Annotated in this window: 26 protein-coding genes; 10 read left to right on the top strand and 16 right to left on the bottom strand. The window is 67.7% G+C overall.

Annotation, left to right across the window (positions count from 1 at the left end):
• Positions 1–10: 10 nt before the first annotated feature.
• From CDO81_RS10640 to CDO81_RS10655, 4 genes are read left to right on the top strand one after another with little or no spacing between them, the layout of a single operon-like run.
• Positions 11–586 carry a peptidylprolyl isomerase gene (locus CDO81_RS10640; protein WP_088483189.1) on the top strand — a complete coding sequence of 192 codons (576 nt, stop codon included), beginning with the start codon at positions 11–13 and terminating at the stop codon, positions 584–586.
• Entirely contained in the window at positions 583–1,083 is a 501-nt protein-coding gene (locus CDO81_RS10645; protein ID WP_088483190.1) for a peptidylprolyl isomerase, read from the top strand. The genes CDO81_RS10640 and CDO81_RS10645 overlap by 4 nt, the downstream gene beginning before the upstream one ends.
• The gene (locus tag CDO81_RS10650; RefSeq protein ID WP_088483191.1) at positions 1,080–1,826 is read left to right on the top strand and encodes a UDP-2,3-diacylglucosamine diphosphatase; all 747 of its coding nucleotides are present in this window, start codon (positions 1,080–1,082) and stop codon (positions 1,824–1,826) included. The genes CDO81_RS10645 and CDO81_RS10650 overlap by 4 nt, the downstream gene beginning before the upstream one ends.
• Positions 1,826–2,605, top strand: coding sequence for a M90 family metallopeptidase (locus CDO81_RS10655; protein ID WP_420893050.1), 780 nt, complete (start codon positions 1,826–1,828; stop codon positions 2,603–2,605). Before CDO81_RS10650 ends, CDO81_RS10655 begins: the two co-directional genes overlap by 1 nt.
• A 96-nt stretch (positions 2,606–2,701) precedes the next feature.
• Here CDO81_RS10655 and clpA read toward each other — a convergent pair whose 3' ends face one another.
• Both clpA and clpS read right to left on the bottom strand, forming a co-directional pair.
• Entirely contained in the window at positions 2,702–5,032 is a 2,331-nt protein-coding gene (gene clpA, locus CDO81_RS10660) for an ATP-dependent Clp protease ATP-binding subunit ClpA (RefSeq protein WP_088483193.1), read from the bottom strand.
• The gene (gene clpS / locus CDO81_RS10665; protein ID WP_088483194.1) at positions 5,029–5,409 is read right to left on the bottom strand and encodes an ATP-dependent Clp protease adapter ClpS; all 381 of its coding nucleotides are present in this window, start codon (positions 5,407–5,409) and stop codon (positions 5,029–5,031) included. The genes clpA and clpS overlap by 4 nt, the downstream gene beginning before the upstream one ends.
• Before the next feature lie 182 nt (positions 5,410–5,591).
• Between clpS and CDO81_RS10670 the strand changes: the two genes are divergently transcribed.
• The 3 genes from CDO81_RS10670 to CDO81_RS10680 all read left to right on the top strand — a co-directional run bounded on the left by CDO81_RS10670 (position 5,592) and on the right by CDO81_RS10680 (position 9,170).
• Complete coding sequence (locus CDO81_RS10670; protein ID WP_088483346.1) at positions 5,592–5,843, top strand: cold shock domain-containing protein; 252 nt, start codon at positions 5,592–5,594, stop codon at positions 5,841–5,843.
• A 165-nt stretch (positions 5,844–6,008) separates the two neighbouring features.
• Positions 6,009–8,246 carry an NADP-dependent isocitrate dehydrogenase gene (locus tag CDO81_RS10675; RefSeq protein WP_088483195.1) on the top strand — a complete coding sequence of 746 codons (2,238 nt, stop codon included), beginning with the start codon at positions 6,009–6,011 and terminating at the stop codon, positions 8,244–8,246.
• Between the two features lie 93 nt (positions 8,247–8,339).
• A complete protein-coding gene (locus CDO81_RS10680) occupies positions 8,340–9,170 on the top strand; it encodes an APH(3') family aminoglycoside O-phosphotransferase (RefSeq protein WP_088483196.1) in 831 nt (276 codons plus the stop codon).
• A gap of 7 nt (positions 9,171–9,177) precedes the next feature.
• On the opposite strand, the gene CDO81_RS10685 is transcribed toward CDO81_RS10680, so the two are convergent.
• The 4 genes from CDO81_RS10685 to hemN all read right to left on the bottom strand — a co-directional run bounded on the left by CDO81_RS10685 (position 9,178) and on the right by hemN (position 13,027).
• Positions 9,178–9,549, bottom strand: coding sequence for a carboxymuconolactone decarboxylase family protein (locus CDO81_RS10685; RefSeq protein ID WP_088483347.1), 372 nt, complete (start codon positions 9,547–9,549; stop codon positions 9,178–9,180).
• A gap of 129 nt (positions 9,550–9,678) precedes the next feature.
• Positions 9,679–10,935 (bottom strand): NADP-dependent isocitrate dehydrogenase, encoded by a 1,257-nt coding sequence (gene icd, locus CDO81_RS10690; protein WP_088483197.1) that lies wholly within the window; start codon positions 10,933–10,935, stop codon positions 9,679–9,681.
• Between the two features lie 69 nt (positions 10,936–11,004).
• On the bottom strand, positions 11,005–11,634 hold the full coding sequence (locus tag CDO81_RS10695) for a sulfite exporter TauE/SafE family protein (RefSeq protein ID WP_088483198.1): 630 nt from the start codon (positions 11,632–11,634) through the stop codon (positions 11,005–11,007).
• A 10-nt stretch (positions 11,635–11,644) separates the two neighbouring features.
• Entirely contained in the window at positions 11,645–13,027 is a 1,383-nt protein-coding gene (hemN, locus tag CDO81_RS10700) for an oxygen-independent coproporphyrinogen III oxidase (RefSeq protein WP_088483348.1), read from the bottom strand.
• 107 nt (positions 13,028–13,134) lie between these two features.
• Here hemN and fnr point away from each other — a divergent pair, with 107 nt between their 5' ends.
• Positions 13,135–13,896: a fumarate/nitrate reduction transcriptional regulator Fnr gene (gene fnr / locus CDO81_RS10705; protein WP_088483349.1), complete on the top strand. Its 762-nt coding sequence runs from the start codon at positions 13,135–13,137 to the stop codon at positions 13,894–13,896.
• An 81-nt stretch (positions 13,897–13,977) separates the two neighbouring features.
• Complete coding sequence (locus CDO81_RS10710; protein ID WP_088483199.1) at positions 13,978–15,288, top strand: NAD(P)/FAD-dependent oxidoreductase; 1,311 nt, start codon at positions 13,978–13,980, stop codon at positions 15,286–15,288.
• On the opposite strand, the gene CDO81_RS10715 is transcribed toward CDO81_RS10710, so the two are convergent.
• The 9 genes from CDO81_RS10715 to CDO81_RS10755 are packed head-to-tail and all read right to left on the bottom strand — an operon-like array spanning position 15,251 to position 22,819.
• Positions 15,251–15,544 carry a hypothetical protein gene (locus CDO81_RS10715; RefSeq protein WP_338139969.1) on the bottom strand — a complete coding sequence of 98 codons (294 nt, stop codon included), beginning with the start codon at positions 15,542–15,544 and terminating at the stop codon, positions 15,251–15,253. The two genes, CDO81_RS10710 and CDO81_RS10715, sit on opposite strands and share 38 nt — an antisense overlap.
• Positions 15,541–15,804: a hypothetical protein gene (locus CDO81_RS10720; protein ID WP_088483351.1), complete on the bottom strand. Its 264-nt coding sequence runs from the start codon at positions 15,802–15,804 to the stop codon at positions 15,541–15,543. The genes CDO81_RS10715 and CDO81_RS10720 overlap by 4 nt, the downstream gene beginning before the upstream one ends.
• A 17-nt stretch (positions 15,805–15,821) precedes the next feature.
• Positions 15,822–17,255, bottom strand: a complete 1,434-nt coding sequence (gene ccoG, locus CDO81_RS10725) for a cytochrome c oxidase accessory protein CcoG (RefSeq protein WP_088483200.1) — start codon at positions 17,253–17,255, stop codon at positions 15,822–15,824.
• A gap of 6 nt (positions 17,256–17,261) precedes the next feature.
• Positions 17,262–18,179, bottom strand: coding sequence for a cytochrome-c oxidase, cbb3-type subunit III (gene ccoP, locus CDO81_RS10730; protein ID WP_088483201.1), 918 nt, complete (start codon positions 18,177–18,179; stop codon positions 17,262–17,264).
• Positions 18,176–18,307 carry a cbb3-type cytochrome oxidase subunit 3 gene (locus CDO81_RS10735; protein ID WP_088483202.1) on the bottom strand — a complete coding sequence of 44 codons (132 nt, stop codon included), beginning with the start codon at positions 18,305–18,307 and terminating at the stop codon, positions 18,176–18,178. Before CDO81_RS10735 ends, ccoP begins: the two co-directional genes overlap by 4 nt.
• A 13-nt stretch (positions 18,308–18,320) precedes the next feature.
• Entirely contained in the window at positions 18,321–18,944 is a 624-nt protein-coding gene (gene ccoO, locus CDO81_RS10740; protein ID WP_088483203.1) for a cytochrome-c oxidase, cbb3-type subunit II, read from the bottom strand.
• Positions 18,945–18,954: 10 nt separating this feature from the next.
• On the bottom strand, positions 18,955–20,403 hold the full coding sequence (ccoN, locus tag CDO81_RS10745; RefSeq protein ID WP_088483204.1) for a cytochrome-c oxidase, cbb3-type subunit I: 1,449 nt from the start codon (positions 20,401–20,403) through the stop codon (positions 18,955–18,957).
• A gap of 46 nt (positions 20,404–20,449) precedes the next feature.
• Complete coding sequence (gene ccoS, locus CDO81_RS10750) at positions 20,450–20,599, bottom strand: cbb3-type cytochrome oxidase assembly protein CcoS (protein ID WP_088483205.1); 150 nt, start codon at positions 20,597–20,599, stop codon at positions 20,450–20,452.
• Between the two features lie 18 nt (positions 20,600–20,617).
• Complete coding sequence (locus CDO81_RS10755) at positions 20,618–22,819, bottom strand: heavy metal translocating P-type ATPase (RefSeq protein ID WP_088483206.1); 2,202 nt, start codon at positions 22,817–22,819, stop codon at positions 20,618–20,620.
• Positions 22,820–22,949: 130 nt separating this feature from the next.
• On the opposite strand from CDO81_RS10755, the gene CDO81_RS10760 reads away from it, so the two are divergent.
• Positions 22,950–23,402: a cupin domain-containing protein gene (locus CDO81_RS10760; protein WP_088483207.1), complete on the top strand. Its 453-nt coding sequence runs from the start codon at positions 22,950–22,952 to the stop codon at positions 23,400–23,402.
• Between the two features lie 25 nt (positions 23,403–23,427).
• Here CDO81_RS10760 and CDO81_RS10765 read toward each other — a convergent pair whose 3' ends face one another.
• Entirely contained in the window at positions 23,428–24,210 is a 783-nt protein-coding gene (locus CDO81_RS10765; protein WP_088483208.1) for a glutathione S-transferase family protein, read from the bottom strand.
• Positions 24,211–24,296: the final 86 nt, after the last annotated feature.

The following is a 24,296-nucleotide window of genomic DNA, read 5'->3' on the forward strand; positions in this document are numbered from 1 at the left end:
CCTCCCTCCCATGAAGAAACCTGCCCTCTTCCTCGCTGCCCTGCTGGCCGCGGCCGGCGCCTGCGCCCAAGTCGTGAAGCTGCAGACCACCGAAGGCGACATCCGCATCCAGCTCGATGCGCAGAAGGCGCCCAAGACGGTCGCCAACTTCGTGCAGTACGTGAAGGCCGGCCACTACAACGGCGTCGTCTTCCACCGCGTCATCGAGAACTTCATGATCCAGACCGGCGGCTACGACGCCAAGCTGGCCCAGCGCCCGAACCAGGTGCTGCAGCCGCGCCCGACCAAGGCGCCCATCCCGCTGGAGTCGCACAACGGCCTGTCCAACGTGCGCGGCAGCATCGCCATGGCCCGCACCGCCGACCCGAACTCGGCCACGGCCCAGTTCTTCATCAACGTCGTCGACAACCCGATGCTCGATGGCCAGCCCGACAATCCCGCCACCGGCTACGCGGTGTTCGGGCAAGTCATCGAGGGCATGGACGTCGTCGACAAGATCCGCACCGCGCCCGTCTCGCCCTACCAGGTGCACCAGCACCTGCCCGAGAAGGCCATCCTCATCAACAAGGCAATCATCGAAAAATGAGCAAGATCGAACTGACCACCAACCACGGCCGCATCGTCATCGAGCTGGACCACGAGAAGGCCCCGCTGTCGGCGGCCAACTTCCTGAGCTATGTGCGCAGCGGTCACTACAACGGCACGATCTTCCACCGCGTGATCAAGGGCTTCATGATCCAGGGCGGCGGCTTTGACGCCCAGATGAACCAGAAGCCCACCGAGGCACCGATCCAGAACGAGGCCAACAACGGCCTGAAGAACGACAAGTACACCCTGGCCATGGCCCGCACCAACGCGCCGCACTCGGCCACGGCGCAGTTCTTCATCAACACCGTCACGAACGACTTCCTGAACTTCAAGTCCGAATCGCCCTCGGGCTGGGGCTACGCGGTGTTCGGCAAGGTGGTTGAAGGCACGGACATCGTCGACAAGATCGGCACCGTCAAGACCGGCCGCGGCCCGGGCGGCCATGCCGACGTGCCGGTCGAGGCCGTCGTGATCCAGGAAGCCAAGGAAATTTGATCCCCGTCCTCGCGGCCCCGGCGCACTGGGTCCACATCGACCTGTTGTCGGACCTGCACCTGGGCCCCGGGACGCCGGCCACCCTCGCCCGGCTGGCCCGCCACCTGGCCGAAACGCCTGCGCAGGCGGTGCTGCTGCTGGGCGACATCTTCGAGGTCTGGGTGGGCGACGACGCCCGCCATGAAGGATTCGAAGCCGAAGTTACCCAGGTGCTGCAAGACGCCGGACGGCGGCGCGAGCTCTTCTTCATGGCGGGCAACCGCGACTTCCTGCTGGGTGCCGACATGCAGGCGGCCACGGGCTTGAAACCGCTGCGCGACCCGACACGGCTCGACGCCTTCGGCCAGCGCTGGCTGCTCGCGCATGGCGACGCCCAGTGCCTGGACGACACCGCCTACCAGGACTTCCGCCGCCAGGTGCGCTCCGACGGCTGGCAGGCCCAGTTTCTGGCGCAGCCACTCACGGCACGGCAGGCACTCGCGCGCCAGATGCGCGAAGGCAGCCGTGCCGCGCAGGCCAGCCAGCTGATGTCCACCGACCTCGACGCCGATGCCTGCCGCGCCATGCTGCGCGAGGCCGGCGCCGCCACGATGATCCATGGCCACACCCACCGCCCGGCCGAGCACGACCTGGGCGAGGGCCTGCGTCGCGTGGTGTTGTCAGACTGGGATTTCGACGCTGAACCGCCCCGCGGCGACGTGATCCGCCTGTCGGCCGAGGGGCTGCAGCGGTTGCCGCTGTGATCCTCAAGGCCCTGCGCGACTGGCGCGAGCGCCGCGCCGTCGAGAGACATGCCATCCCCGACGCCCTGTGGCAGCTGACGCTGCTGCGCTACCCCTTTCTTGCCCAGCGAAGCGAGGCCGACCTCGCCGAACTTCGCCGGCTGTGCAGCCTCTTCCTGGCGGCCAAGGAGTTCCACGGCGTGGATGGCTTCGAGGTCACCGACGAGGTGGCGGTCGCCGTGGCGGCACAGGCCTGTCTGCCGGTGCTGCGGCTCGGCCTGGACTGGTACGACGGCTTCGTCGGGATCGTCATGCACGAAGGCGAGGTGGTAGCGCCGCGCCGCTTCGAGGATGAAGACGGCGTTGTGCACGAGTACGACGAGGAACTCGCCGGCGAAGCCATGGAGGGCGGGCCGCTGATGCTCAGCTGGAACGCGGTGGCGGCCAGCCACGACCCGGCACAATTCGGGGTGGACGAGGTGTTCAACGTGGTCATCCACGAGTTCGCCCATGTGATGGACATGCGCGACGGCGCGGCCGACGGCGTGCCACCCCTGCCGGTGGCCGAGCGCGAGCGCTGGATCGAGGTCATCGACACCGAGTGGGCGCGCTTCTGCGACCGTGTCGACGCGGGCGAGCAGACGCTGATCGACCCGTATGGCGCCGAGGCGGTCGAGGAGTTCTTCGCCGTGGCGGCCGAGGCCTTCTTCGTGGCGCCGCAAGCCCTGCGCGCCGAGGAGCCGGCGATGTACGCACTGCTGGCCGGCTTCTTCCAGCAGGACCCGGCGGCAGGCGCCTGACTGCGGCGTCACGGCCTGCGTCACGGACCGCATCACGGCCCACAGGCGGGCATGAAAAAGGGCGCCGAAGCGCCCCTTGCCTTGATCTCGCGAGGGTCAGGCTGCAGTCGCCGGCTCGGCCTTGGGCTTGTTGTCCTTCGCGGCCTTGGGCGGCGTGGGCTGGATGTCCAGCACCGTCTCGCCCTTGTCGTCCACATCCACGCTGAGGCGGCCGCCGTCGACCAGGCGACCGAACAGCAGTTCGTCGGCCAGCGCGCGGCGGATGGTGTCCTGGATGAGCCGCTGCATCGGCCGGGCACCCATGAGCGGATCGAAGCCCTTCTTGGCCAGCTGCTTGCGCAGCGCGTCGGAGAAGCTGACCTCGACCTTCTTCTCCTGCAGCTGGCTCTCCAATTGCAGCAGGAACTTGTCGACCACGCGCAAGATGATCTCCTCGTCCAGCGGGCGGAACGACACGATGGCATCCAGCCGGTTGCGGAACTCAGGCGTGAACAGGCGCTTGATGTCGGCCATCTCGTCACCCTGCTGGCGCTGGGTGGTGAAGCCGATGGTCGCCTTGTTCATGATCTCGGCGCCCGCGTTCGTCGTCATGATGATGATGACGTTGCGGAAGTCGGCCTTGCGCCCGTTGTTGTCGGTCAGCGTGCCGTGGTCCATGACCTGCAGCAGCACGTTGAAGACATCCGGGTGGGCCTTCTCGATCTCGTCCAGCAGCAGCACCGCATGCGGCTTCTTGGTGACGGCCTCGGTGAGCAGGCCGCCCTGGTCAAAGCCGACGTAGCCCGGAGGCGCGCCGATCAGGCGGCTGACCGCGTGGCGCTCCATGTACTCCGACATGTCGAAGCGGATCAGCTCGATGCCCAGGATGTAGGCGAGCTGCTTGGCGACCTCGGTCTTGCCCACGCCCGTGGGGCCGCTGAACAGGAAGCTGCCGACCGGCTTGTCGGGCCGGCCCAGGCCCGAGCGGGCCATCTTGATGGCAGCCGCCAGGGCGTCGACGGCCGGGTCCTGGCCGAAGACGACGCTCTTCAGGTCGCGGTCCAGCGTCTTGAGCTTGCTGCGGTCGTCGCTGTTGACGGAGGCGGGCGGGATGCGCGCGATCTTGGCGACGATGTCCTCCACCTCGGCGCGGGTGATGGTCTTCTTCTGCTTGCTCTTGGGCAGGATGCGCTGCGCGGCGCCGGCCTCGTCAATGACGTCGATGGCCTTGTCGGGCAGGTGGCGGTCATTGATGTACTTGGCCGACAGCTCTGCCGCAGCCTGCAGTGCGCCGAGGGCGTACTTGACCGAGTGGTGCTCCTCGAAGCGGCTCTTCAGGCCCTTCAGGATCTCGACCGTCTGCTCGACCGACGGCTCGGCCACGTCCACCTTCTGGAAGCGCCGGCTCAGGGCCGCGTCTTTCTCGAAGATGCCGCGGTACTCGGTGAAGGTGGTCGCACCGATGCACTTCATCGCGCCGGAGCTGAGCGCCGGCTTGAGCAGGTTGCTGGCATCCAGCGTGCCGCCCGAGGCGGCGCCGGCCCCGATGAGGGTGTGGATCTCGTCGATGAAGAGGATGGCGTGCGGCTGCTCCTTGAGCGCCTTGAGCACGGCCTTCAGGCGCTGCTCGAAGTCGCCGCGGTACTTGGTGCCGGCCAGCAACGCGCCCATGTCGAGCGAATACACGACGCTGTCGGCCAGCACCTCGGGCACGTCGCCCTCGGTGATGCGCCAGGCCAGGCCTTCGGCGATCGCCGTCTTGCCCACGCCGGCCTCGCCCACGAGCAGCGGGTTGTTCTTGCGGCGGCGGCACAGCACCTGCACCACGCGCTCGACCTCGGACTCGCGGCCGATCAGCGGATCGATCTTGCCGTCCTTGGCCTGCTGGTTGAGGTTCTGCGTGAACTGCTCCAGCGGCGAGGCCTTGGCATTGCCGCCCTCGCCGTCCTCGCGCTCGCCTTCCTGGTTGCCCTGGGCCTGGCCCTCCGGCGCCTTGGGCGGCTCGGGGTCGGTCTTCTTGATGCCGTGGGCGATGAAGTTGACGACGTCCAGGCGCGTGACGCCCTGCTGGTGCAGGTAGTACACGGCGTGCGAGTCCTTCTCTCCGAAGATCGCGACCAGCACGTTGGCGCCGGTCACTTCCTTCTTGCCGCTGCCGGTGCTTTGCACGTGCATGATGGCGCGCTGGATGACGCGCTGGAAGCCCAGCGTCGGCTGGGTGTCCACCTCGTCATTGCCGCCCACCATGGGCGTGTTTTCCTTGATGAACTGCGTCAGGCTCTTGCGCAGGTCGTCCAGGTTGGCGGCACAGGCGCGCAGCACTTCGGCCGCGCTGGGGTTGTCCAGCAACGCGAGCAGCAGGTGCTCGACGGTGATGAATTCGTGCCGCTGCTGACGCGCCTCGACGAACGCCATGTGCAGACTGACTTCAAGCTCTTGCGCAATCATGCGGCCTCCATAATGCACTGCAGGGGATGGCCGGCACGCCGGGAGGCGGCCAGAACCAACTCCACCTTCGTGGCAGCAACGTCCTTGGTGAAGACACCGCAGACGCCACGCCCCTCGTGGTGGATTTTGAGCATGATCTGCGTCGCCGTATCCAGGTCATGCCGGAAAAATTCCTGCAGAACCATGACTACAAACTCCATCGGCGTGAAATCGTCGTTCAGCAGCAGGACCTGATAGAGCCGCGGCGGCTCGGTCTTCTGGGTCTGGCGCTCGATGACGACCGCGCCGTCGCCTTCATCACGGCCGGGCTTCAGGGGAGGCGCGGGCGGAGGTGGTGCCGACTGGTTTCGCGGTGAAAAGACGGGGAACACAGGCATGAATCGATTCTATCGACGGGGGGTTTCCCCTGCCGATGGGGGGCAAGTGGCGCCGCACCCTGAAATTGCAAGCAGCTTCGGGTGAACCCGGCCGGGAAGGTCCCGAATTGACGCCATTTATTGCGCTAACAGAATCCGTTCCCGCCTCCCCGGGAGGTGCCACAAAGAATGGAGACAAGATGATGGCGCTGGGCAAAGTCAAGTGGTTCAACGATGCCAAGGGCTTTGGATTCATCGAGCCGGAGGCCGGCGGCGATGATGTCTTCGCCCATTTCTCGGCGATTCAGATGGAAGGCTTTCGCACGCTCAAGCAGGGCAGTCAGGTGCAGTTCGATCTGGTCCAAGGGCCCAAGGGCCAGCTGGCCCAGAACATCACGCCCCTGGACGCCGCCCGCAACAGCATGGAGCCCCAGCCGCAGCAAATGGCGTCCTGATCCACCCCGCACGACAAGCCCCGTGAGCCCGCCAGCCACGGGGCTTTGTCTTGGGCGGCTGCCGGGCACGTCAGCAAACTGCTGGAGTGGCTTGCTAGAGTTCAAGGTTCGCGTGACGGTGCCGCACAGAGCGCCGCGCGGATTGCACCCTTACTGGAAGACCTCATGACTGCCGACAAGACCCAGATCGTTTACACCCTGACCGACGAAGCCCCACGCCTGGCCACGGCCTCGCTGTTGCCGGTCGTCCAGCGCTTCGCGGCGCAGGCCGGGATCGACGTCGTCACCAGTGACATCTCGGTGGCCGGCCGCATCCTGGGCCAGTTCCCCGAACTGCTGACCGAAGAGCAGCGCGTGCCGGACAACCTGGCCGCCCTGGGCAAGCTCACGCTCAAGCCGGAAGCCAACATCATCAAGCTGCCCAACATCAGCGCTTCGGTGGCCCAGCTCAAGGCCGCCATCAAGGAACTGCAGGACAAGGGCTACAAGATCCCGGACTTCCCCGAGAAGCCGCAGACGGACGAGGAAAAGGACATCCGCGCCCGCTACAACAAGTGCATCGGCTCGGCGGTGAACCCGGTGCTGCGCGAAGGCAACTCCGACCGTCGCGCGCCCAAGGCCGTCAAGGAATACGCCCGCAAGAACCCGCACCGCATGGACGAGTGGAGCCAGGCCTCGCGCTCGCACGTCTCGCACATGCACGGCGGCGACTTCTATCACGGCGAAAAGTCCCTGACGCTGGACCGCGCCCGCAGCGTGAAGATGGAGCTGATCACCAAGAGCGGCAAGACCCTCGTGCTCAAGCCCAAGGTCGACCTGCTGGACCGTGAAGTCATCGACTCCATGTTCATGAGCAAGAAGGCGCTGCTGGCCTTCTACGAGAAGGAGATCGAGGACGCCCGCAAGACCGGCGTGATGTTCTCGCTGCACGTGAAGGCCACCATGATGAAGGTGTCCCACCCCATCGTGTTCGGCCACTGCGTGAAGATCTTCTACAAGGAAGCCTTCGAGAAGCACGCCAAGCTCTTTGACGAGCTGGGCGTGAACGTCAACAACGGCATGGTGGACCTCTACACCAAGATCGCCTCCCTGCCCGCCTCCAAGCAGGAAGAGATCAAGCGTGACCTGCACGCCTGCCACGAGCATCGCCCCGAGCTGGCCATGGTGGACTCCGCCAAGGGCATCACCAACTTCCACTCGCCCAACGACATCATCGTGGACGCCTCGATGCCGGCCATGATCCGCAGCGGCGGCAAGATGTACGGCGCCGATGGCCGCCTGAAGGACGTGAAGGCCGTGATGCCCGAGTCGACCTTCGCCCGCATCTATCAGGAGATGATCAACTTCTGCAAGTGGCACGGCGCCTTCGACCCGCGCACGATGGGCACGGTGCCCAACGTCGGCCTGATGGCCCAGCAGGCGGAGGAATACGGCTCGCACGACAAGACCTTCGAGATCTCCGAAGACGGCGTGGCCAACATCACCGACCTGGAAACCGGTGAAGTGCTGCTGAGCCAGAACGTCGAGGCCGGCGACATCTGGCGCATGTGCCAGTGCAAGGACGCCGCCATCCGCGACTGGGTGAAGCTCGCCGTCAACCGCGCCCGCAACTCCGGCATGCCGGTTGTCTTCTGGCTGGACAGCTACCGCCCACACGAGGCGCAGCTGATCCGCAAGGTGCGCATGTACCTGCACGAGCATGACACCACCGGCCTGGACATCCAGATCATGAGCCAGGTGCGCGCCATGCGCTACACGCTGGAGCGCGTGATCCGCGGCCTGGACACGATCAGCGCCACGGGCAACATCCTGCGTGACTACCTCACCGACCTGTTCCCCATCATGGAGCTGGGCACCAGCGCCAAGATGCTGTCCATCGTGCCGCTGATGGCCGGTGGCGGCATGTACGAAACGGGCGCTGGCGGCTCCGCGCCCAAGCATGTGCAGCAGCTGGTGGAAGAAAACCACCTGCGCTGGGACTCGCTGGGCGAATTCCTCGCCCTGGCCGTGAGCCTGGAAGAAACCGGCATCAAGAACAAGAACGAGAAGGCCAAGGTGCTGGCCAAGGCCCTGGACGCCGCCACCGGCAAATTGCTGGACAACGGCAAGGGCCCGAGCCCCAAGACAGGTGAACTCGACAACCGCGGCAGCCACTTCTACCTGACCCTGTACTGGGCCCAGGAGCTGGCCGCCCAGACCGAGGACGCCGAGCTGGCGGCACGCTTCAAGCCGGTGGCCGAGGCCCTGGCCGCCAACGAAGCCAAGATCGTGGACGAGCTCAAGGCCGTGCAGGGCAAGCCGGCAGACATCGGCGGCTACTTCCTGCCGGACGATGCCAAGCTCGAGCAGGTCATGCGCCCGAGCGCCACCTTCAACCAGGTGCTGGCCTCGCTGGCGGCCTGAACGGCTTGAAAGCCGCTCGCCTGCCCGGCACGGGACGGAGGCGGAATGACCCAGGGGCGCTGCGGCGCCCCTTTTCTTTGGCGAGCCCCACACATGCACCCTGAGGCCAGCGCCTCTTCCGCCCGCGAGCATCCCTGCCGTGCGCCACGCCTGCCGGCGGGTGTGGCGGCCCATTGCGAAGACGCACGGTGGCATCGCGACCGGGTCGGTGAGGCCGGCGCCGCGGTGTACCGGGTGGCGCGGCCGGGCCGGGCCGACCTCTATCTGAAACACGGCCGCGGCGCCGTGGCCGAGGCCGTGGTGGACGAGATGGTGCGGCTGCGCTGGCTGCAAGGACACCTGCCGGTCGCGCGCCTGCTGCATTTCGAGGTGGCTGCAAGCGAGGCCTGGCTACTCACGCACGCCCTGCCCGGCCGCACCGCCTACCAGTGGCTGTGCGACGCACCGGCGCACATGCCGCAGATCGTCACCACACTGGCCCGCACCCTGGCACAGCTGCATCGCGTTCCCGTGCCGAGCTGCCCCTTCCAGGCGCCGCTCGATCAGCGCCTCGCCCACGCGCGGCAACGGCTTGACGCCGGGTTGATCGACCCGGACGACTTCGATGACGCTCGCCAGGGATGGACGCCCGCACAGGTCTGGCGCGAGTTGCAACGCCTGCGGCCGACCGGGCATGACGCGGTCGTCTGCCATGGCGACTATTCGCTGGACAACCTGTTGCTTGACGCCCAAGGCCGCCTCACCGGTCTCATCGACCTCGGCCGCCTGGGCGTGGCCGACCGCTTCCAGGACCTGGCCATCCTGTGGAACAGCCTCGGCGAGTTCGGCACTGATGCGCAGCGCCACCTCTTCTCCGCCTACGGCCTGGCGCCGCCGGATGCACGGCGACTGGACTTCTACCTCTGCCTGGACGAGTGCTTCTGAGCCTCGCTCAGCCGCCCACGCCGTCAACCACCTCGGCCGCCGCGCGGAAGGCATCCACCGCCGCCGGGAAGCCGCAGTAGACGCTCGCATGCAGGAAGACCTCCTGCAGCTCCTGCACCGTCACGCCGTTGTTCAGCGCACCGCGCACATGGGTCTTGAGCTCATGCATTCGGCCCAGGGCCACCAGCATCGACACCGTCACGATGCTGCGCGTGCGCAGGTCCAACCCTGGGCGCTGCCAGGTGTTGGCCCACGCATGCCGCGTGACGAGTTCCTGCAGCGGCTCGGTGAAGGGCGTGACCTTGGCGAGTGCGGCATCGACATAAGCATCGCCCAGCACCGCGCGACGGGTGGCCAGGCCTTGGGGGTCGAGATCCATGAGAGCTCCTCGGTTGATGCGGTTCAGCATACCGAGCGGGCGCTCGTGCGACGTTCAAAAGGCAGGAAGCCCATCGCCGTGTCCGACGATGGGCTTGCACAATGGCGTTGCGGGCACCGCCCGCCGGCCTCATTCCATGCAGTCGATCATGACCTGGCCGAAGCCCGAGCAGGAGACCTGGGTCGCGCCATCCATCAGGCGGGCGAAGTCATAGGTGACCTTCTTGCTCAGGATGGCCTTTTCCATGCTGCTGATGATGAGGTCGGCCGCCTCGGTCCAGCCCATATGGCGCAGCATCATCTCGGCGGACAGGATCTCGGAGCCCGGGTTCACGTAGTCCTTGCCGGCGTACTTGGGCGCGGTGCCGTGCGTGGCTTCGAACATGGCAATGGAGTCGCTCATGTTGGCGCCCGGCGCGATGCCGATGCCACCCACCTGGGCGGCCAGCGCGTCGGAGATGTAGTCGCCGTTGAGGTTGAGCGTGGCGATCACGCTGTACTCGGCCGGGCGCAGGATGATTTGCTGCAGGAAGGCGTCGGCGATGCTGTCCTTGATGGTGATGTCCTTGCCCGTCTTCGGGTTCTTGAACTTGCACCACGGGCCGCCGTCGATGGGCTGTGCACCAAACTCCTTCTGCGCCAAGGCATAGGCCCAGTCGCGGAAGCCGCCCTCGGTGTACTTCATGATGTTGCCCTTGTGCACGATGGTCACGCTGGGCTTGTTGTTGTCGATGGCGTACTGGATGGCCTTGCGCACCAGGCGCTCGGTGCCTTCGCGGCTGACCGGCTTCACGCCGATGCCCGAGGTCTCGGGGAAGCGGATCTTCTTGACGCCGAGCTCCTCCTGCAGGAACTTGATGAGCTTCTTGGCCTTCTCGCTCTCCGCCTCGTACTCGATGCCGGCGTAGATGTCCTCCGAGTTCTCGCGGAAGATGACCATGTCGACCTTGTGCGGCTCCTTCACGGGGCTGGGCACGCCGTCGAAGTACTGCACGGGGCGCAGGCAGACGTAGAGATCCAGCTCCTGGCGCAGCATCACGTTCAGCGAGCGGATGCCGCCGCCCACCGGCGTGGTCAGCGGGCCCTTGATGGAGACGATGTAGTCCTTCACCACCTCCAGGGTCTCGTCAGGCATCCAGACGTCGGGGCCATAGACACGCGTGGCCTTCTCGCCGGCGTAGATCTCCATCCAGTGGATCTGGCGCTGACCCGCATAGGCCTTGGCCACGGCGGCATCGACCACCTTGAGCATGACCGGCGTGATGTCGGCGCCCGTGCCGTCCCCTTCGATGTACGGAATGATGGGGTTGTGGGGCACGTTCAGGGAGAAGTCGGCGTTGGCCGTGATCTTCTGGCCGCCTTCCGGCACTTGGATGTGTTGGTACATGACAGCAGCTTTCGCAGCGAAGCGACAGAAACGAAACCCGCGAAGTTTAGGGCGCGCGCCGGGCGCTGCTCAGCACAGGAGCTGTGCCCGCTGCCACACCCCGTGGACGAGGGCCCAACCGGAGGCCGCCACCAGGCCGAGGCCTGCCAGGCGCAGGGCCGGCGAGGCATCTCCCACGCGACGGGGTAGCCGCGCAATCCACGCCGGCGCGATTGCCAAGCCCAGGGTGCCGGTGGTGGCAAACGCCGCCATGGCCAGGCCGCCACTCCAGGGCGAGTTCGACAGCGCCGACAGCAGCAGCGCGCCATGCAGCAGGCCGCAGGGCATGACCACCCAGGCCAAACCGGTCACGAAGGATCGCCCCGGCTGCGGGCGCCAGCGCACCCGTGTCAGCCACACCGGCACCTGCCCGCGCAGCAGCAGGCTCAAGCCCAGCACCAGCAGCGCCGCCTGCAACATCGCCCACAGCGGTTGAAGCACGGCGACGCCGGTCGACATCTGCGCCAGCGCCTGCGCCGACAGGGCCGCCACCACGCCAGCCGCGCTGTAGCTGACCAGTCGCCCCGCCAGCAACCGCATCTGCTGCGGACGCCCGCGGGCCGCCAGCGCACAGGGCGTGCTGCACATGAGGGCGCAGTGCGGCGCACCGGCCAGCCCCATCAGGGCGGCAGACCCGATCAGCGCAGCATCCAGCGACATCGCAACCGCGTCAGATGATCTTGGAGAAGCGCTCGCGGCTGGCGTCGGCCTGCAGGTAGCGGTCGAAGACCAAGGCCACCGCCCGGACGAAGTACCAGCCCAGCGGCGTGACCTGGATCGCGCCGGGCTCCATCACCAGCAGCCCTTGGTCCGCCAGTGGCTGAAGCCGCTCGAATTCGGGCGCGAAGTAGGTTGGCACGTCGACGAGATACGACGCCGCGATGGATTCGAACTCCACGCGGCCCTGGCACATCAGCGCCATGATGACCGCACGGCGCAGCAGGTCGTCGCGCGTCAGGGCCAGGCCGCGCTGCACGGGCAGCTGGCGTTGGCGCAGCGCGTCCTCGTACTCTTCCAGCGTCTTCGCGTTCTGGGCGTAGGTGGCGCCTACGCGGCTGATGGAGGACACGCCCAGGCCGACCAAGTCGCAGTCGGGCTGCGTGGAATAACCCTGGAAGCCGCGGTGCAGCAGCCCCTGGCGCTTGGCCACGGCCAATGGGTCTTCCGGCAGCGCGAAGTGGTCCATGCCGATGTAGGTGTACCCCTCGCCCAGCAGCGCACTGATGGCGCCGGACAGCATGGCGAGCTTGTCGCCCGCGGGCGGCAGCAGCTCGGCCACGATGCGCCGCTGCGGCTTGAAGCGCTGCGGCAGATGGGCATAGGCGTACATCGCGATGCGGTCCGGGCGCAGTTCGGCGACCTGCGCAATGGTCTGCGCAAAGCTGGCCGGCGTCTGCAGCGGCAGGCCATAGATCAGGTCGACGTTGGTGGACTGGTAGCCCAGCTCGCGCGCATCCCGCATCAGCGCGGCGACCTGCTCGAACGGCTGCACCCGGTGTACCGCCTTCTGCACGCCGGGATCGAAGTCCTGCACACCGAAGGACAGCCGGTTGAAGCCCAGCGAGCGCAGATGCGCCAGCCGCGCGGCGTCCACGGTGCGCGGGTCCACCTCCACCGACAGCTCGGCACCCGGCAGCAGCTTGAAGCGCTGGCGCAGTGCGGCCATCAACGTGGTGAGTTCGGCGTCCGACAAGAAGGTGGGCGAGCCGCCGCCCAGGTGCAGCTGCGACACCGGCGCCTGGCCCCCGATGGCCTCGGCCACCAGATCCATCTCGATCGCCAGGGCATCGAGGTAAGGCTGGGCCCGCTCGTGGTGCTTGGTGATGATCTTGTTGCAGGCGCAGTAGTAGCAGAGCTGCTCGCAGAACGGGATGTGCACGTAGACCGACAGCGGCTGCGCCGTGCCTCGCTGGCGCAGCGCCTGCAGATGCTGGCCTCCCTGGTGAGCCTCGACGAAGCGGTCGGCCGTGGGGTAGGAGGTGTAGCGCGGCCCCGCGACGTCGTGGCGGCGCAGCAGGTCGGCATCGATGGGGCGGTCGGTGACAGCAGACATGGCTGCACTGTGACGCCGGCCCTCGCCCGTGGCGTTGATCCAGGTCAAGGCCGCAGCGGGACCGGACAAGAACAATCAGCCGCATGCTGACCACCCTCCGCCCCCCCATGAGCGTGCCCATCCACCCCGACGTGCCTGCGTCCTCCTGCAGCGGCACGTTGGAGCCGCTGAAGGTCGCCTGCGCCAGTTGCAACCTGCGCGAGCTCTGCCTGCCCGTGGGCCTGAATGCGGCCGACCTGCAGCGCCTGGACGGGCTGGTCGAAAAACGCCGCAGCGTGCCGCGCGGCGACCACCTGTTCCGCAACGGCGATCGTTTCGAGGCGCTGTACGCCGTGCGCACGGGCTTCTTCAAGACCTGCGTCGGCAGCGAGGACGGCCGCGACCAGGTGACGGGCTTCCAGATGGCCGGCGAGCTGCTTGGCCTGGACGGCATCAGCAGCGACCAGCATCACTGCGACGCAGTCGCCCTGGAGGACTCGTCGGTCTGCGTCATCCAGTACCGTGACCTGGAAGAGCTGTCGCGCGAGTTCACCGTGCTGCAGCACCAGTTCCACAAGATCATGAGCCGCGAGATCGTGCGTGACCACGGCGTGATGCTGCTGCTGGGCAATATGCGCGCCGAAGAACGCCTGGCGGCTTTCCTGCTGAACCTGACCCAGCGCCTGCAGGCACGCGGCTTCTCGTCCAGCAGCCTGGTGCTGCGCATGACCCGGGAGGAGATCGGCAGCTACCTCGGGCTCAAGCTGGAAACCGTGAGCCGCACGTTCTCCAAGTTCCAGGAAGACGGTGTGCTGGATGTGAAGCAGCGGCAGATCACGGTGCTGGATCCGCAAGCCCTGCAGCGCCTGGTCTCCAACGCCGCGGGCTGAGCCAACCGGCCGGCGGAGCTGGCCTGGCCCCATGCCGACTTCGCATGCTGCACTGCAGCAGCGCGGGCGTAGGATGGGCTCATGCGTCCCCAAGTGCTCATCATCGGCTGCGGCTTCGGCGGCCTGGAAGCGGCGCGGGCTCTGGCCCATGCCGACGTCGACATCACCGTCGTCGACAAGACCAACCACCACCTCTTCCAGCCCCTGCTTTACCAGGTGGCCACCGCGGGGCTGTCGGCGCCGTCGATCGCCGCGCCCATCCGGCATCTGTTCCGTCGCCAGCGCAACGTCACGACGCTGCTGGGCGAGGTCGTCGGGCTGGATGCCCAGGCCCGCACCGCGACGCTGAAGGATGGCGCCTTGCTGCGCTGGGATCACCTCATCGTCGCTGCCGGCGCCACCCACAGCTACTTCGGCCGCGACGACTGGGCCACCTTCGCGCCAGGGCTGAAGACGCTGCAGGACGCCTTCGAGATCCGCCGCCGTGTGCTGCTGGCCTATGAGGCGGCCGAGCGGGAGGACGACCCGGCCCGGCGCGCGGCGCTGCTGCAGTTCGTGGTCGTGGGCGGCGGCCCGACCGGCGTGGAGCTGGCCGGCACGTTTGCCGAGATCGCCCGGCACACCCTGCCCGGCGAGTTCCGCCGCATCGACCCGCGCCAGGCGCGGGTGCTGCTGGTCGAAGGCAGCCCGCGCGTGCTGCAGGCCATGCCCGAGGCGCTGAGCGAGCGGGCTCGGGAGCAGCTGACCGCCCTCGGCGTGGAGGTCAAGCTGGGGGCGCGCGTCACCGGCATCGATGCCGAAGGGCTGGACATCACGACAGCCGACGGGCCGCAACGGCTGCACAGCCGCTGCGTGGTGTGGGCGGCCGGGGTGGCGGCGTCGCCGCTGGGTCGCGTGCTCGCAAGCGCCACCGGCTGCGCGCTGGACCGCGCCGGTCGCGTTGTGGTGGAGCCCGACCTGAGCCTGAAGGGCTTTGCAGCCATCCAGGTCATCGGCGACCTCGCCTCAGCCCAGAGCCATGTGCCCGGGCGCGAACCGCGCCCCGTGCCCGGGGTGTCGCCCGGGGCCAAGCAGATGGGGCGCCATGCGGCCGCCAACCTTCGGCGCACGCTGGCTGGTCAGGCCACCCTGCCCTTCCGCTATCGCGACTACGGCAACCTGGCCACCATCGGCCGCAACAGCGCGGTGGTCGACCTCGGCACGCCGGCCGGGCCGCTGCGCTTCTCAGGCTACTTCGCGTGGCTGTTCTGGCTGTTTGCCCACGTGTACTTCCTGATCGGCTTTCGCAACCGTTTCGTGGTGCTGCTGGACTGGGCCTGGGCCTACTGGACGCACGACCGGCATGCCCGGGTCGTCAGCGAGGCCAACCCGGGGCGCGACGCGCCGGTCTAGCGTCTTCCGTTGGCAAGTTGACCAGCAGCAATGCGAGGCTCGACGCCAGCGCGATCACGCCCCAGAACACGAGAAAGGCCAGCGTGTAGACCGCCTGGGACGACAGCTCCACGGGTGCTGCCCCGAACCAGCGCAGCTCACCCGGGTCCACCACCGCAAACACCAGCAGCTCCAGCACACCGGCGCTGAGGAAGGACGACCAGGCCACCGCCATCGCGAAACGCGCGATGCGCGAGGGGCCGGCCGGGCCGGTCACCGCTTGACTCCAGCCGTGCCCGTGGCGGCATGGTTGCGCGCAATCAGCGCAGGCACGTCCCCCTCCTTGGCGCGCATGTCGGCAGGCTCGACGTCGTCGGCCGAGCGGGCTGCGGTGGTGTGCAGGTCCAGCGGCGGGTCGGGGTGCTTCAAGGCCAGCGCCAGCGTGAAGAAGCTGGCCACCACGACGGCTGCAGGGCCGCCCACGACCAGCCAGACCATGGGCTCGCGCCAGGCCGGCTTGGATGTAACTGAGGTCATGCGGTTCTCCTTGCCGTTCATCGCGGCAGCATGAAGGTGGACTTTTCGACGATCGCCTCCGGGGCGCCGTCGCCGATGCGGCTGATGCGCCACTGGATGGGATGCGCACCGGGTTTGAACTGCTGGGCCGCGCTGGGCGGCAGCCTCAAGGCCACGGCCACCCAGCGGGCCTCGGCCGGGCCGAGGTCGACCGTGGTCGCCTGGCTCAGCACCAGGCCGGGCAAGCCCTCGGCCTCGATGCGGTAACGCTGCGGCGACTCGGTCGCGTTCATGACCTGCAGGCGGTAGACGTTCTCCACCCAGCCGTCTTCCACCAGCCGGGCCAGCGAAGCACGATCGCGCACCACGTCCACCCGGAAGCCATGCCGTGACGACAGGCTCCACAGCAGCGCCGAGCAGATGACGAGCAGCACCGTCGTGTAGATGATCACGCGCGGCCGCAGCACATTGCGCCAGCGCTGGGCACTGGACAGGCCCTGCTCCAGGCCGTTCTCGGTGTCGTAGCGGATGAGGCCGCGGGGCGTGCCCATCTTGTCCATCACGCCATTGCAGACGTCGATGCAGGCCGCGCAGCCGATGCATTCGTACTGCAGGCCCTTGCGGATGTCGATGCCGGTGGGGCAGACCTGCACGCAGAGTTCGCAGTCGATGCAGTCGCCCAGAGGCTCGCTGCTGGCGACGCCCTTCTTTCGCTTGGCGTTGTTGCCGCGAGGCTCGCCGCGACCGGGGTCGTAGCTGACGATGAGCGTGTCACGGTCGAACATGGCGCTCTGGAAGCGCGCATAGGGGCACATGTACTTGCAGACCTGCTCGCGCATGTAGCCGGCATTGCCGTAGGTGGCAAAGCCGTAGAACAGCACCCAGAACGTCTCCCACGGGCCGGTGCCGAGCGACAGGACCTCGGCACCCAGCGTATGGATGGGTGTGAAGTAGCCAACGAAGGTGAAGCCTGTCCAAAGCCCGATCGCGACCCACACGAGCTGCTTGCCGGCCTTGCGCCAGAGCTTGTCGAGCGACCAGGGCGCCTTGTCGAGCCGCAGCCGCGCATTGCGGTCGCCCTCGAACCAGCGCTCCACCTTCATGAAGATCTCGGTGTAGACCGTCTGCGGGCAGGCGTAGCCGCACCACAAGCGCCCGGCCACCGCGGTGAACAGGAACAGCGCATAGGCCGAGATCATCAGCAGGGCCGTGAGGTACACGAAGTCCTGCGGGTAGAGCACCAGGCCGAAGATGTAGAAGCGCCGGGCTTCCAGATCGAACAGCACGGCCTGCCGCTGGCCCCAGCTGAGCCAGGGCAGACCGTAGAACACCGCTTGAGTCAACGCGACGATGACCCAGCGCCAGCGGGCGTAGAAGCCATCCACCGAGCGGGGATGGATCTTGTCTTCCGACTTGTAGAGCCGGATGACGTGGACTGCATCACCCGTGGCGGGTGCGGAAGGGGCAGGCATGGGAGATCAGTTCGCGGCTGCGACGCCCTGCGGTTGCGACAGGCCCCAGACGTAGGCGGCCAGCACACGGATCTGCTCCGGCGTGAGGCGCTCACCGTGGGCAGGCATGACGTTGTGCTTGCCGTTGTTGACCATGGCCATCACGGCTTCCTCGCCCCAACCGTGCAGCCAGATCTTGTCGCTCAGGTTGGGCGCACCGATGGCCGGGTTGCCCTTGCCGCCAGGGCCATGGCATGCCGCGCAGACCACGAACTTCTCCTTGCCCAGCTGGGCGTAGAGCGCGTTGTGCGGGCTGCCCGACAGCGACAGTACGTAGTGCGCCACATTGCGCACGTCCTCGCTGGTGCCCACCGCCGGCGCCATGACCGGCATATTGCCCTCGCGGCCCTTGGTGATGGTCTCGACGATGGTGTCGTAGCTGCCGCCCCAGAGCCAGTCGTTGTCCGTCAGGTTGGGGAAGCCCTTGGAGCCCTTGGCGTCGGCACCGTGGCACTGCGCGCAGTTGTTGGCGAACAGGCGCTCGCCGATGGCGTGGGCCTTGGGGTCCTTGGCGAGCTGCTCAGGCGCCATGTCCTTGAAGGCGGCGTAAACCGGGGCCATCGCGGCACGGGTTGCGGCCAGTTCCTTGGCGTGCTCGCCCTCGCTCGTCCAGCCCAGCTTGCCCGCCTGGCTGCCCAGACCGGGGTAGAGGGCCAGGTAGACGCCGGCGAACACGATGGTGATGACGAACAGGCCCATCCACCACGCGGGCAGCGGGTTGTTCAGCTCACGCAGGTCTTCGTCCCAGACGTGGCCGGTGGTGTTGTCTGCCGCCATGACCTGGCGCCGGCTGGCGATCACCAGCAGGATGCCGCAGGCGATCAGGCCGCCAATCGTGACCGCGGCGATGAAGAGGGACCAGCCGCTGCTGAAGAAGTCACTCATTGCTCATCTCCTTCGAAAGGAAGGCGGGCAGCCTCGTCGAAGCGGCCACGCCAGGCCCAGGCGACGATGCCGAGGAAGACGGCCAGCGACACCAGGGTCACGGCCACACGGAGTTCGTTGATGCCCATGATTGCGGGCTCCTTACTTGTTCGCGGTGCCGAGCACCTGCAGGTAGGCCACGAGCGCATCGAGCTCGGTCTTGCCCTTCACCTCCTCAGCAGAGGCCTTCACCTCGGCGTCGGTGTAGGGCACGCCCAGGGTGCGCATGGCCGCCAGGCGGGCCGGCATGCCGGCGGCATCGACCGGCGCGCCGGCCAGCCAGGAATAGGCCGGCATGTTGGACTCGGGCACCAGGTCACGCGGGTTGTTCAGGTGGATGCGGTGCCAGTCGTCGCTGTACTTGCCCCCCACGCGGGCCAGGTCGGGGCCCGTGCGCTTGCTGCCCCACTGGAAGGGGTGGTCGTACACGAACTCACCCGCGGTGGAGTACTTGCCATAGCGCAGCGTCTCCGCGGCGAGCGGGCGGATCATCTGCGAGTGGCAGTTGTAGCAGCCCTCGCGCAGGTAGATGTCACGCCCGGCGAGCTGCAGCGCGGTGTAGGGCTTGAGGCCCGGCGCGGCCTGCGTGGTGGAGCGCTGGAAGAACAGCGGCACGATCTCGACGATGCCACCGACCATCACGGTCAGCAGCACCAGCACGATCATCAGCAGGTTGCTGGTCTCGATGCGCTGGTGGCCGGAGACGGCTTGGGAATGGTTGCTCATGAAATCTCCTTCAAGCGTGAGCCAGGGCAGGCGTGGGGATGCGCACCGCCTGTGCGCGGCCGGCCTGCACGGTCTTGATGACGTTCCAGCTCATGACCAGCATGCCGCCGAGGTACAGCAGGCCGCCGCTCAGGCGGATCACGTAGAACGGCCAGGTGGCCTTCACGCTCTCGACAAAGGTGTAGACCAGGGTGCCGTCGGGGTTGACCGCACGCCACATCAGGCCTTGCATCACACCGGCGATCCACATCGCGGCGATGTAGAGCACGATGCCCAGGGTCGCGATCCAGAAGTGCAGCTCGATGGCGCGCTTGGAGTACATCTCCGTGCGGCCGAACATGCGCGGGATCAGGTGGTAGAGCGAGCCCATCGAGATGAGGCCCACCCAGCCCAGCGCGCCGCTGTGCACGTGGCCCACCGTCCAGTCGGTGTAGTGCGACAGCGAGTTCACCGTCTTGATCGACATCATCGGGCCCTCGAAGGTGGACATGCCGTAGAACGACAGGGCCACGATGAGGAACTTCAGGATGGGGTCGTCGCGCAGCTTGTGCCAGGCGCCCGACAGCGTCATCACGCCGTTGATCATGCCGCCCCAGCTCGGCGCCAGCAGCACCAGGCTGAAGATCATGCCGATGCTCTGCGCCCAGTCCGGCAGGGCCGTGTAGTGCAGGTGGTGCGGGCCCGCCCACATGTAGGTGAAGATCAGCGCCCAGAAGTGGACGATGGACAGGCGGTAGCTGTAGACGGGGCGTTCGGCCTGCTTGGGGATGTAGTAGTACATCATCCCGAGGAAGCCCGCCGTCAGGAAGAAGCCGACCGCGTTATGGCCGTACCACCACTGCACCATCGCGTCCTGCACGCCGGCGTAGGCGGAGTAGCTCTTGGTGAGGCTGACCGGGATCTCGGCGCTGTTGACGATGTGCAGCAGGGCCACCGCAATGATGAAGGCGCCGAAGAACCAGTTGGCCACATAGATGTGCCGGATCTTGCGCGTACCCACCGAGCCGAAGAACACGACGGCATAAGCCACCCAGACGACCGCGATCAGGATGTCGATCGGCCATTCGAGTTCGGCGTATTCCTTGCCGGTGGTGTAGCCGAGCGGCAGGGAGATCGCTGCCAACAGGATGACGAGCTGCCAGCCCCAGAAGGTGAACCAGGCCAGCTTCGGCAGGAAGAGCCGCGTCTGGCCTGTGCGCTGGACGACGTGATAGGAAGTGGCGAACAGCGTGCAGCCGCCGAACGCAAAGATGACCGCATTGGTGTGCAGCGGTCGCAGGCGGCCATAGCTGAGCCAGGGAATGCCGAGGTTCAACTCGGGCCAGGCCAGTTGGGCGGCAATGATGACGCCCACCAGCATCCCCACCACACCCCACAGGACCGCTGCCAGCGCGAATGCGCGTACCGGTCCGTCCTCGTATGTCGCCCCAGTGGTGGCCAGGGCCTTTTCGTTCGCCATCGCGACTCCTTCAGTCTGATGCGAACGATTCTTCGCGCGTAGGGCGCTAGGGGCCTTGATCCTCGTCAAGCAGGATACGTTCGCCCTCTCGGGAGAGGTCCTCCAGTTGCCCGGAGTTCACAGCCCAGCCGAACACGGCCAGGATGAGCAGCACCAGCACGACGGAGAACGGGATGAGGAGATAGAGGATGTCCATATCGAAGTCGGCGTGGGTTCAGCGTTGCAGGCGCTGGGCGTTGAGCACCACCAGCAGCGAGCTGCTGGCCATGCCGATGCCGGCCGCCAGCGGCGGCAGCCAGCCGGCCAGCGCCAGCGGCACGCAGGCCAGGTTGTAGAGCGCCGCCCAGGCCAGGTTCTGGCCCAGCACGCGGCGGGTGCGGCGCGCCAAGGCCAGGGCCTGCGGCACGGCCATCAATCGGTTCGACACGAGCAGCGCATCGGCCGCGCTGCGGGCCAGCATGGCGCCCTGTCCCATCGCGATGCGCACATCGGCTGCCGCCAGCACCGGGGCATCGTTGATGCCGTCGCCCACCATCAACACGCGCTCCCCCGCGGCCTGCCAGCCGCGCACGGCGGCGAGCTTGGTGTCAGGGCTTGCGCCAGCACGCCAGTCGTCGATGCCGAGTTGCTCAGCCATGCGCGCCACCGCCACCGGCTGATCACCGGACAGGAGCCGCACCTGACGGCCCTGGGCGTGCAACGCCGCCACCGCTTCGGCGGCATCAGCGCGCGGCGCCTCTTCGAGGTCCAGCCACAGCACAGCCCCCTCGCGGCCAAAGGCCAGGCGCGCCCGCGGGTCGGGATCAGCAGACACCCAACCGGGCGAACCCAGGCGCCAGGGGCGCCCCTGCACATCCGTCGCCTGCACACCGCGGCCGGCCACTTCCTGCACATCGGCCCAGTGGGCGCCATCGCCTCCGTCGGCCAGCGCCTGCGCGTGCGGGTGCCGTGAGAAGGTGGCCAGGCCGCGAGCCAGCGCCAGCAAGGCGTCGGCATCGCCGCTGGTGCTCCAGTGCGCGCTCAGGCGCAGGCGGTCTTCACTCAGCGTGCCGGTCTTGTCGAACACCACGGTGTCGACCGTGCACAACCGCTCCAGCGCCGACAGGTCCGCCAGCAGCAGGCCACGGCGGGCCAGGGCGCCGCTGGCCGTGAGCCAGGCAGCGGGCGCCGCCAGCGTCAATGCGCAGGGGCAGGTCACGATGAGCACGGCAACGGCCACCGCCACCGCGCGGGCCGGGTCGATCCACCACCAGGCCCATCCGGCGCCGATCGCCAGCAGCAAGACGGCCGCCGTGAAACCGGCGGCCACGCGATCCAGCAGGCCATGGCCACCCGGGCGCTGGCTTTGTGCCTGCTGCATCAGCCGCACGATGCCTTGCGCCGTGGTGTCGGCGCCCACGCGCTGGACAGCCACCGTGAAGACCCCGTCCAGGCTCAGGCTGCCGGCCACCACCGCGGCACCGACGGCCTTGGCCACGGGCGCCGACTCGCCCGTCAGCAACGCCTCGTTGACCCAACCCTGGCCCGCCAGCACCGTGCCATCGGCCGCGAAGGCCTCGCCGGCCTTCACGCGGATGCGATCGCCCACGGCCAGCCGCTCGGCAGGCACTTGCTCGCTGCGGCCGTCAGGCAGCAGCCGCTCGGCGGTGGTCGGCAGGGCGCCAGCCACGGCCTCCAGCGCCTCGGCCGCTCGATGACGGGCGCCGAGCTCGAACCAGCGCGCCAGCAGCAGCAGCGCGACGAACATCGTCAGCGAGTCGAAATACACCTCGTGGCCCAGCAGCCCGCGCGGGTCGAACAGCGCACCGGTGCTCGCGACGAAGGTCACGGCAATACCCAAGGCCACCGGCACGTCCATGCCCAGCCGGCCCGCACGCAGCTGCCGCCACGCCCCGCTGAAGAAGGGCCCCGCCGAGAACACCATCACCGGCAGCGTGAGCACCCAGCACCCCCAGCGCAGCAGTTGATCGAGATCGGGCGAGAGCTCGCTGGCGGCGGCCACGTAGGCCGGCGTGGCCAGCATCATGACCTGCATCATCAGGAAGCCCGCCACGAACACGCGCCACAGCGCCTGGCGCTTCTCGCGGCGGCGCAGTTCACGCGCCGAGGCGGCCACATCGGGTGTGGCCTGGTAGCCCACGGCCTGCAGCGCCGCCAGCACCTCGGCCAAGGGCAGCCGCGAGGGCTGCCAGCGCAGGGCCAGCCGGGCAGAGGCGGCGTTGACGCTCGCCCCCTCGACACCGGGCAGGCGCCCGAGCGTGTCTTCGATGATGCCGGAGCAGGCCGCGCAATGCATGCCCGCGACCTGGAACTGCGACACGGCCACGCCACCCGGGCCATCCGGCCAGGTGGTGAAGGGGGCGAGAAGGCGCGCGTCGGCTTCGGCCGCGTGCAGCCCGAGGGGTGGAGCGCTCACGCTGGCAATCTAGCGGCGCGGGCCACGGCGCCCCATGACATGAATCAAGGCGCAGGCAATCGGCCTGCGGCAGACGCGGGAACGCATATTGCGTGCTGCCGGTCACCTGCCGCTTTACAGGAGCCTGGTCATGACGGATCTGTCGATCCCCGTGGGCGCCGCCAACGACGCCTCCACCACCGAGTTCTCTCACGTCAAGCCCGGGGACACGCCCTGGCGCAGCGACGGGCTGAGGGATTTCTTCCTCTACCGCGATCTCGGCGTGGCCGCTGCCACCCACGGCCGGGTCATCGCGCACCTTGTGAAGGCGAACATGGCCCCTGAAAAGGGCACGGGATGGCACCGACATGAGGCGGACTTCCAGATCGTCATCATGACCAAGGGCTGGGCCAAGTTCATGTATGGCGACCAGGTCACGCTGGTGGAGGCGGGCGACTGCGTGCACCAGCGTCCGGGCATCGTGCACTACCTGTTCGACTACTCGCCCGACATGGAGTACCTGGAGATCGTGTCGCCCGCCGACTTCAAGACGGTGGACGCGCCAGCCCCCTGCGAGGTGCCGGCGCCCTCGACCTGGGCGTGACCCGTTGCCCGGCGCGGCCGGGTACTCAGAAGTCCATGTCCAGCTGCTCGATCTCGTCGGGTTCCAGGCGAGCCGCGGCGATCCATTCCTGCAGCTCGGGCATGGTCATGATGGTGTCGCAGTAGGCGAGGCAGGCCGGGTTGACCGGCACGTCGTAGGTCAGGAAGCGCGTGACGACGGGCGCGAACATCGCGTCGGCCGCGCAGCGCTTCTTGCCGAACAGGAACGGGCCGCCGTAGCGGGCGAGGCACTCGCTCCAGATCTCGACGATGCGCTCGATGTCGGGCTTGGCGCCGGCCCAGATCTTGTGGCGCGGGAAGTGCGCCTTGAGGTTCATGGGCAGCGAAGCGCGCAGGTTGGCAAAGCCCGAGTTCATCTCGCCGCAGATGGCGCGGGCATGCGCGCGCGCGACCCGGTCGGCGGGCCAGAGCCCGGCCTTTGGAAAGGTCTCGGCCAGGTATTCGGCAATCGCCAGCGTGTTCCAGACCGTCACGCCCTCATGGCGCAGGCAGGGCACGAGAATGGAGGGCGCGAGCAGCAGCAACTCCTTGCGGGCGCTCTCGTCATCCGTTGGCAGCATGACCTCCTCGAAGGGCAGCGCGGCAAACCGGGTCAGCAGCCAGCCCCGCAATGACCAGGACGAGTAGTTCTTGCTGCTCAGCGTGAGCGAGGCAGCCGGCCGCGCCGCGGCGCGCGGTGCCGGGCGGGACTTGGTGACGGTGGCCGGTGTGGGCGATGCAGGCGCTGCGGCCCTGGCACCCCGCAGGCTCTTGCGGGCGGCGGGTTTGGTCGGCGTGGCAACGGGCATCAGCGTCTCCTCGGCGGTGGGTGGTGAGCCTCGTCGCAAGGCCCATGCCATGCCGCGCTGGCGCGCTCCTTGCGTTCAGTGGGCCG

Origin of the sequence: Roseateles puraquae (assembly GCF_002205845.1) — a bacterium.
GTDB lineage: Bacteria > Pseudomonadota > Gammaproteobacteria > Burkholderiales > Burkholderiaceae_C > Pelomonas > Pelomonas puraquae.

Excerpts from the sequence above, each read along its gene's own strand:
- ccoP (WP_088483201.1), bottom strand. The coding sequence starts at position 18,179 with ATGAGTGACTTCTTCAGCAGCGGCTGGTCCCTCTTCATCGCCGCGGTC.
- ccoS (WP_088483205.1), bottom strand. The coding sequence starts at position 20,599 with ATGGACATCCTCTATCTCCTCATCCCGTTCTCCGTCGTGCTGGTGCTG.
- CDO81_RS10735 (WP_088483202.1), bottom strand. The coding sequence starts at position 18,307 with ATGGGCATCAACGAACTCCGTGTGGCCGTGACCCTGGTGTCGCTGGCC.
- CDO81_RS10675 (WP_088483195.1), top strand. The coding sequence starts at position 6,009 with ATGACTGCCGACAAGACCCAGATCGTTTACACCCTGACCGACGAAGCC.
- clpS (WP_088483194.1), bottom strand. The coding sequence starts at position 5,409 with ATGCCTGTGTTCCCCGTCTTTTCACCGCGAAACCAGTCGGCACCACCT.
- ccoO (WP_088483203.1), bottom strand. The coding sequence starts at position 18,944 with ATGAGCAACCATTCCCAAGCCGTCTCCGGCCACCAGCGCATCGAGACC.
- CDO81_RS10720 (WP_088483351.1), bottom strand. The coding sequence starts at position 15,804 with ATGACCTCAGTTACATCCAAGCCGGCCTGGCGCGAGCCCATGGTCTGG.
- CDO81_RS10685 (WP_088483347.1), bottom strand. The coding sequence starts at position 9,549 with ATGGATCTCGACCCCCAAGGCCTGGCCACCCGTCGCGCGGTGCTGGGC.
- CDO81_RS10680 (WP_088483196.1), top strand. The coding sequence starts at position 8,340 with ATGCACCCTGAGGCCAGCGCCTCTTCCGCCCGCGAGCATCCCTGCCGT.
- icd (WP_088483197.1), bottom strand. The coding sequence starts at position 10,935 with ATGTACCAACACATCCAAGTGCCGGAAGGCGGCCAGAAGATCACGGCC.
- ccoN (WP_088483204.1), bottom strand. The coding sequence starts at position 20,403 with ATGGCGAACGAAAAGGCCCTGGCCACCACTGGGGCGACATACGAGGAC.
- hemN (WP_088483348.1), bottom strand. The coding sequence starts at position 13,027 with ATGTCTGCTGTCACCGACCGCCCCATCGATGCCGACCTGCTGCGCCGC.
- clpA (WP_088483193.1), bottom strand. The coding sequence starts at position 5,032 with ATGATTGCGCAAGAGCTTGAAGTCAGTCTGCACATGGCGTTCGTCGAG.
- CDO81_RS10710 (WP_088483199.1), top strand. The coding sequence starts at position 13,978 with ATGCGTCCCCAAGTGCTCATCATCGGCTGCGGCTTCGGCGGCCTGGAA.
- ccoG (WP_088483200.1), bottom strand. The coding sequence starts at position 17,255 with ATGCCTGCCCCTTCCGCACCCGCCACGGGTGATGCAGTCCACGTCATC.
- CDO81_RS10640 (WP_088483189.1), top strand. The coding sequence starts at position 11 with ATGAAGAAACCTGCCCTCTTCCTCGCTGCCCTGCTGGCCGCGGCCGGC.
- fnr (WP_088483349.1), top strand. The coding sequence starts at position 13,135 with ATGAGCGTGCCCATCCACCCCGACGTGCCTGCGTCCTCCTGCAGCGGC.
- CDO81_RS10645 (WP_088483190.1), top strand. The coding sequence starts at position 583 with ATGAGCAAGATCGAACTGACCACCAACCACGGCCGCATCGTCATCGAG.
- CDO81_RS10695 (WP_088483198.1), bottom strand. The coding sequence starts at position 11,634 with ATGTCGCTGGATGCTGCGCTGATCGGGTCTGCCGCCCTGATGGGGCTG.
- CDO81_RS10765 (WP_088483208.1), bottom strand. The coding sequence starts at position 24,210 with ATGCCCGTTGCCACGCCGACCAAACCCGCCGCCCGCAAGAGCCTGCGG.
- CDO81_RS10670 (WP_088483346.1), top strand. The coding sequence starts at position 5,592 with ATGGCGCTGGGCAAAGTCAAGTGGTTCAACGATGCCAAGGGCTTTGGA.
- CDO81_RS10760 (WP_088483207.1), top strand. The coding sequence starts at position 22,950 with ATGACGGATCTGTCGATCCCCGTGGGCGCCGCCAACGACGCCTCCACC.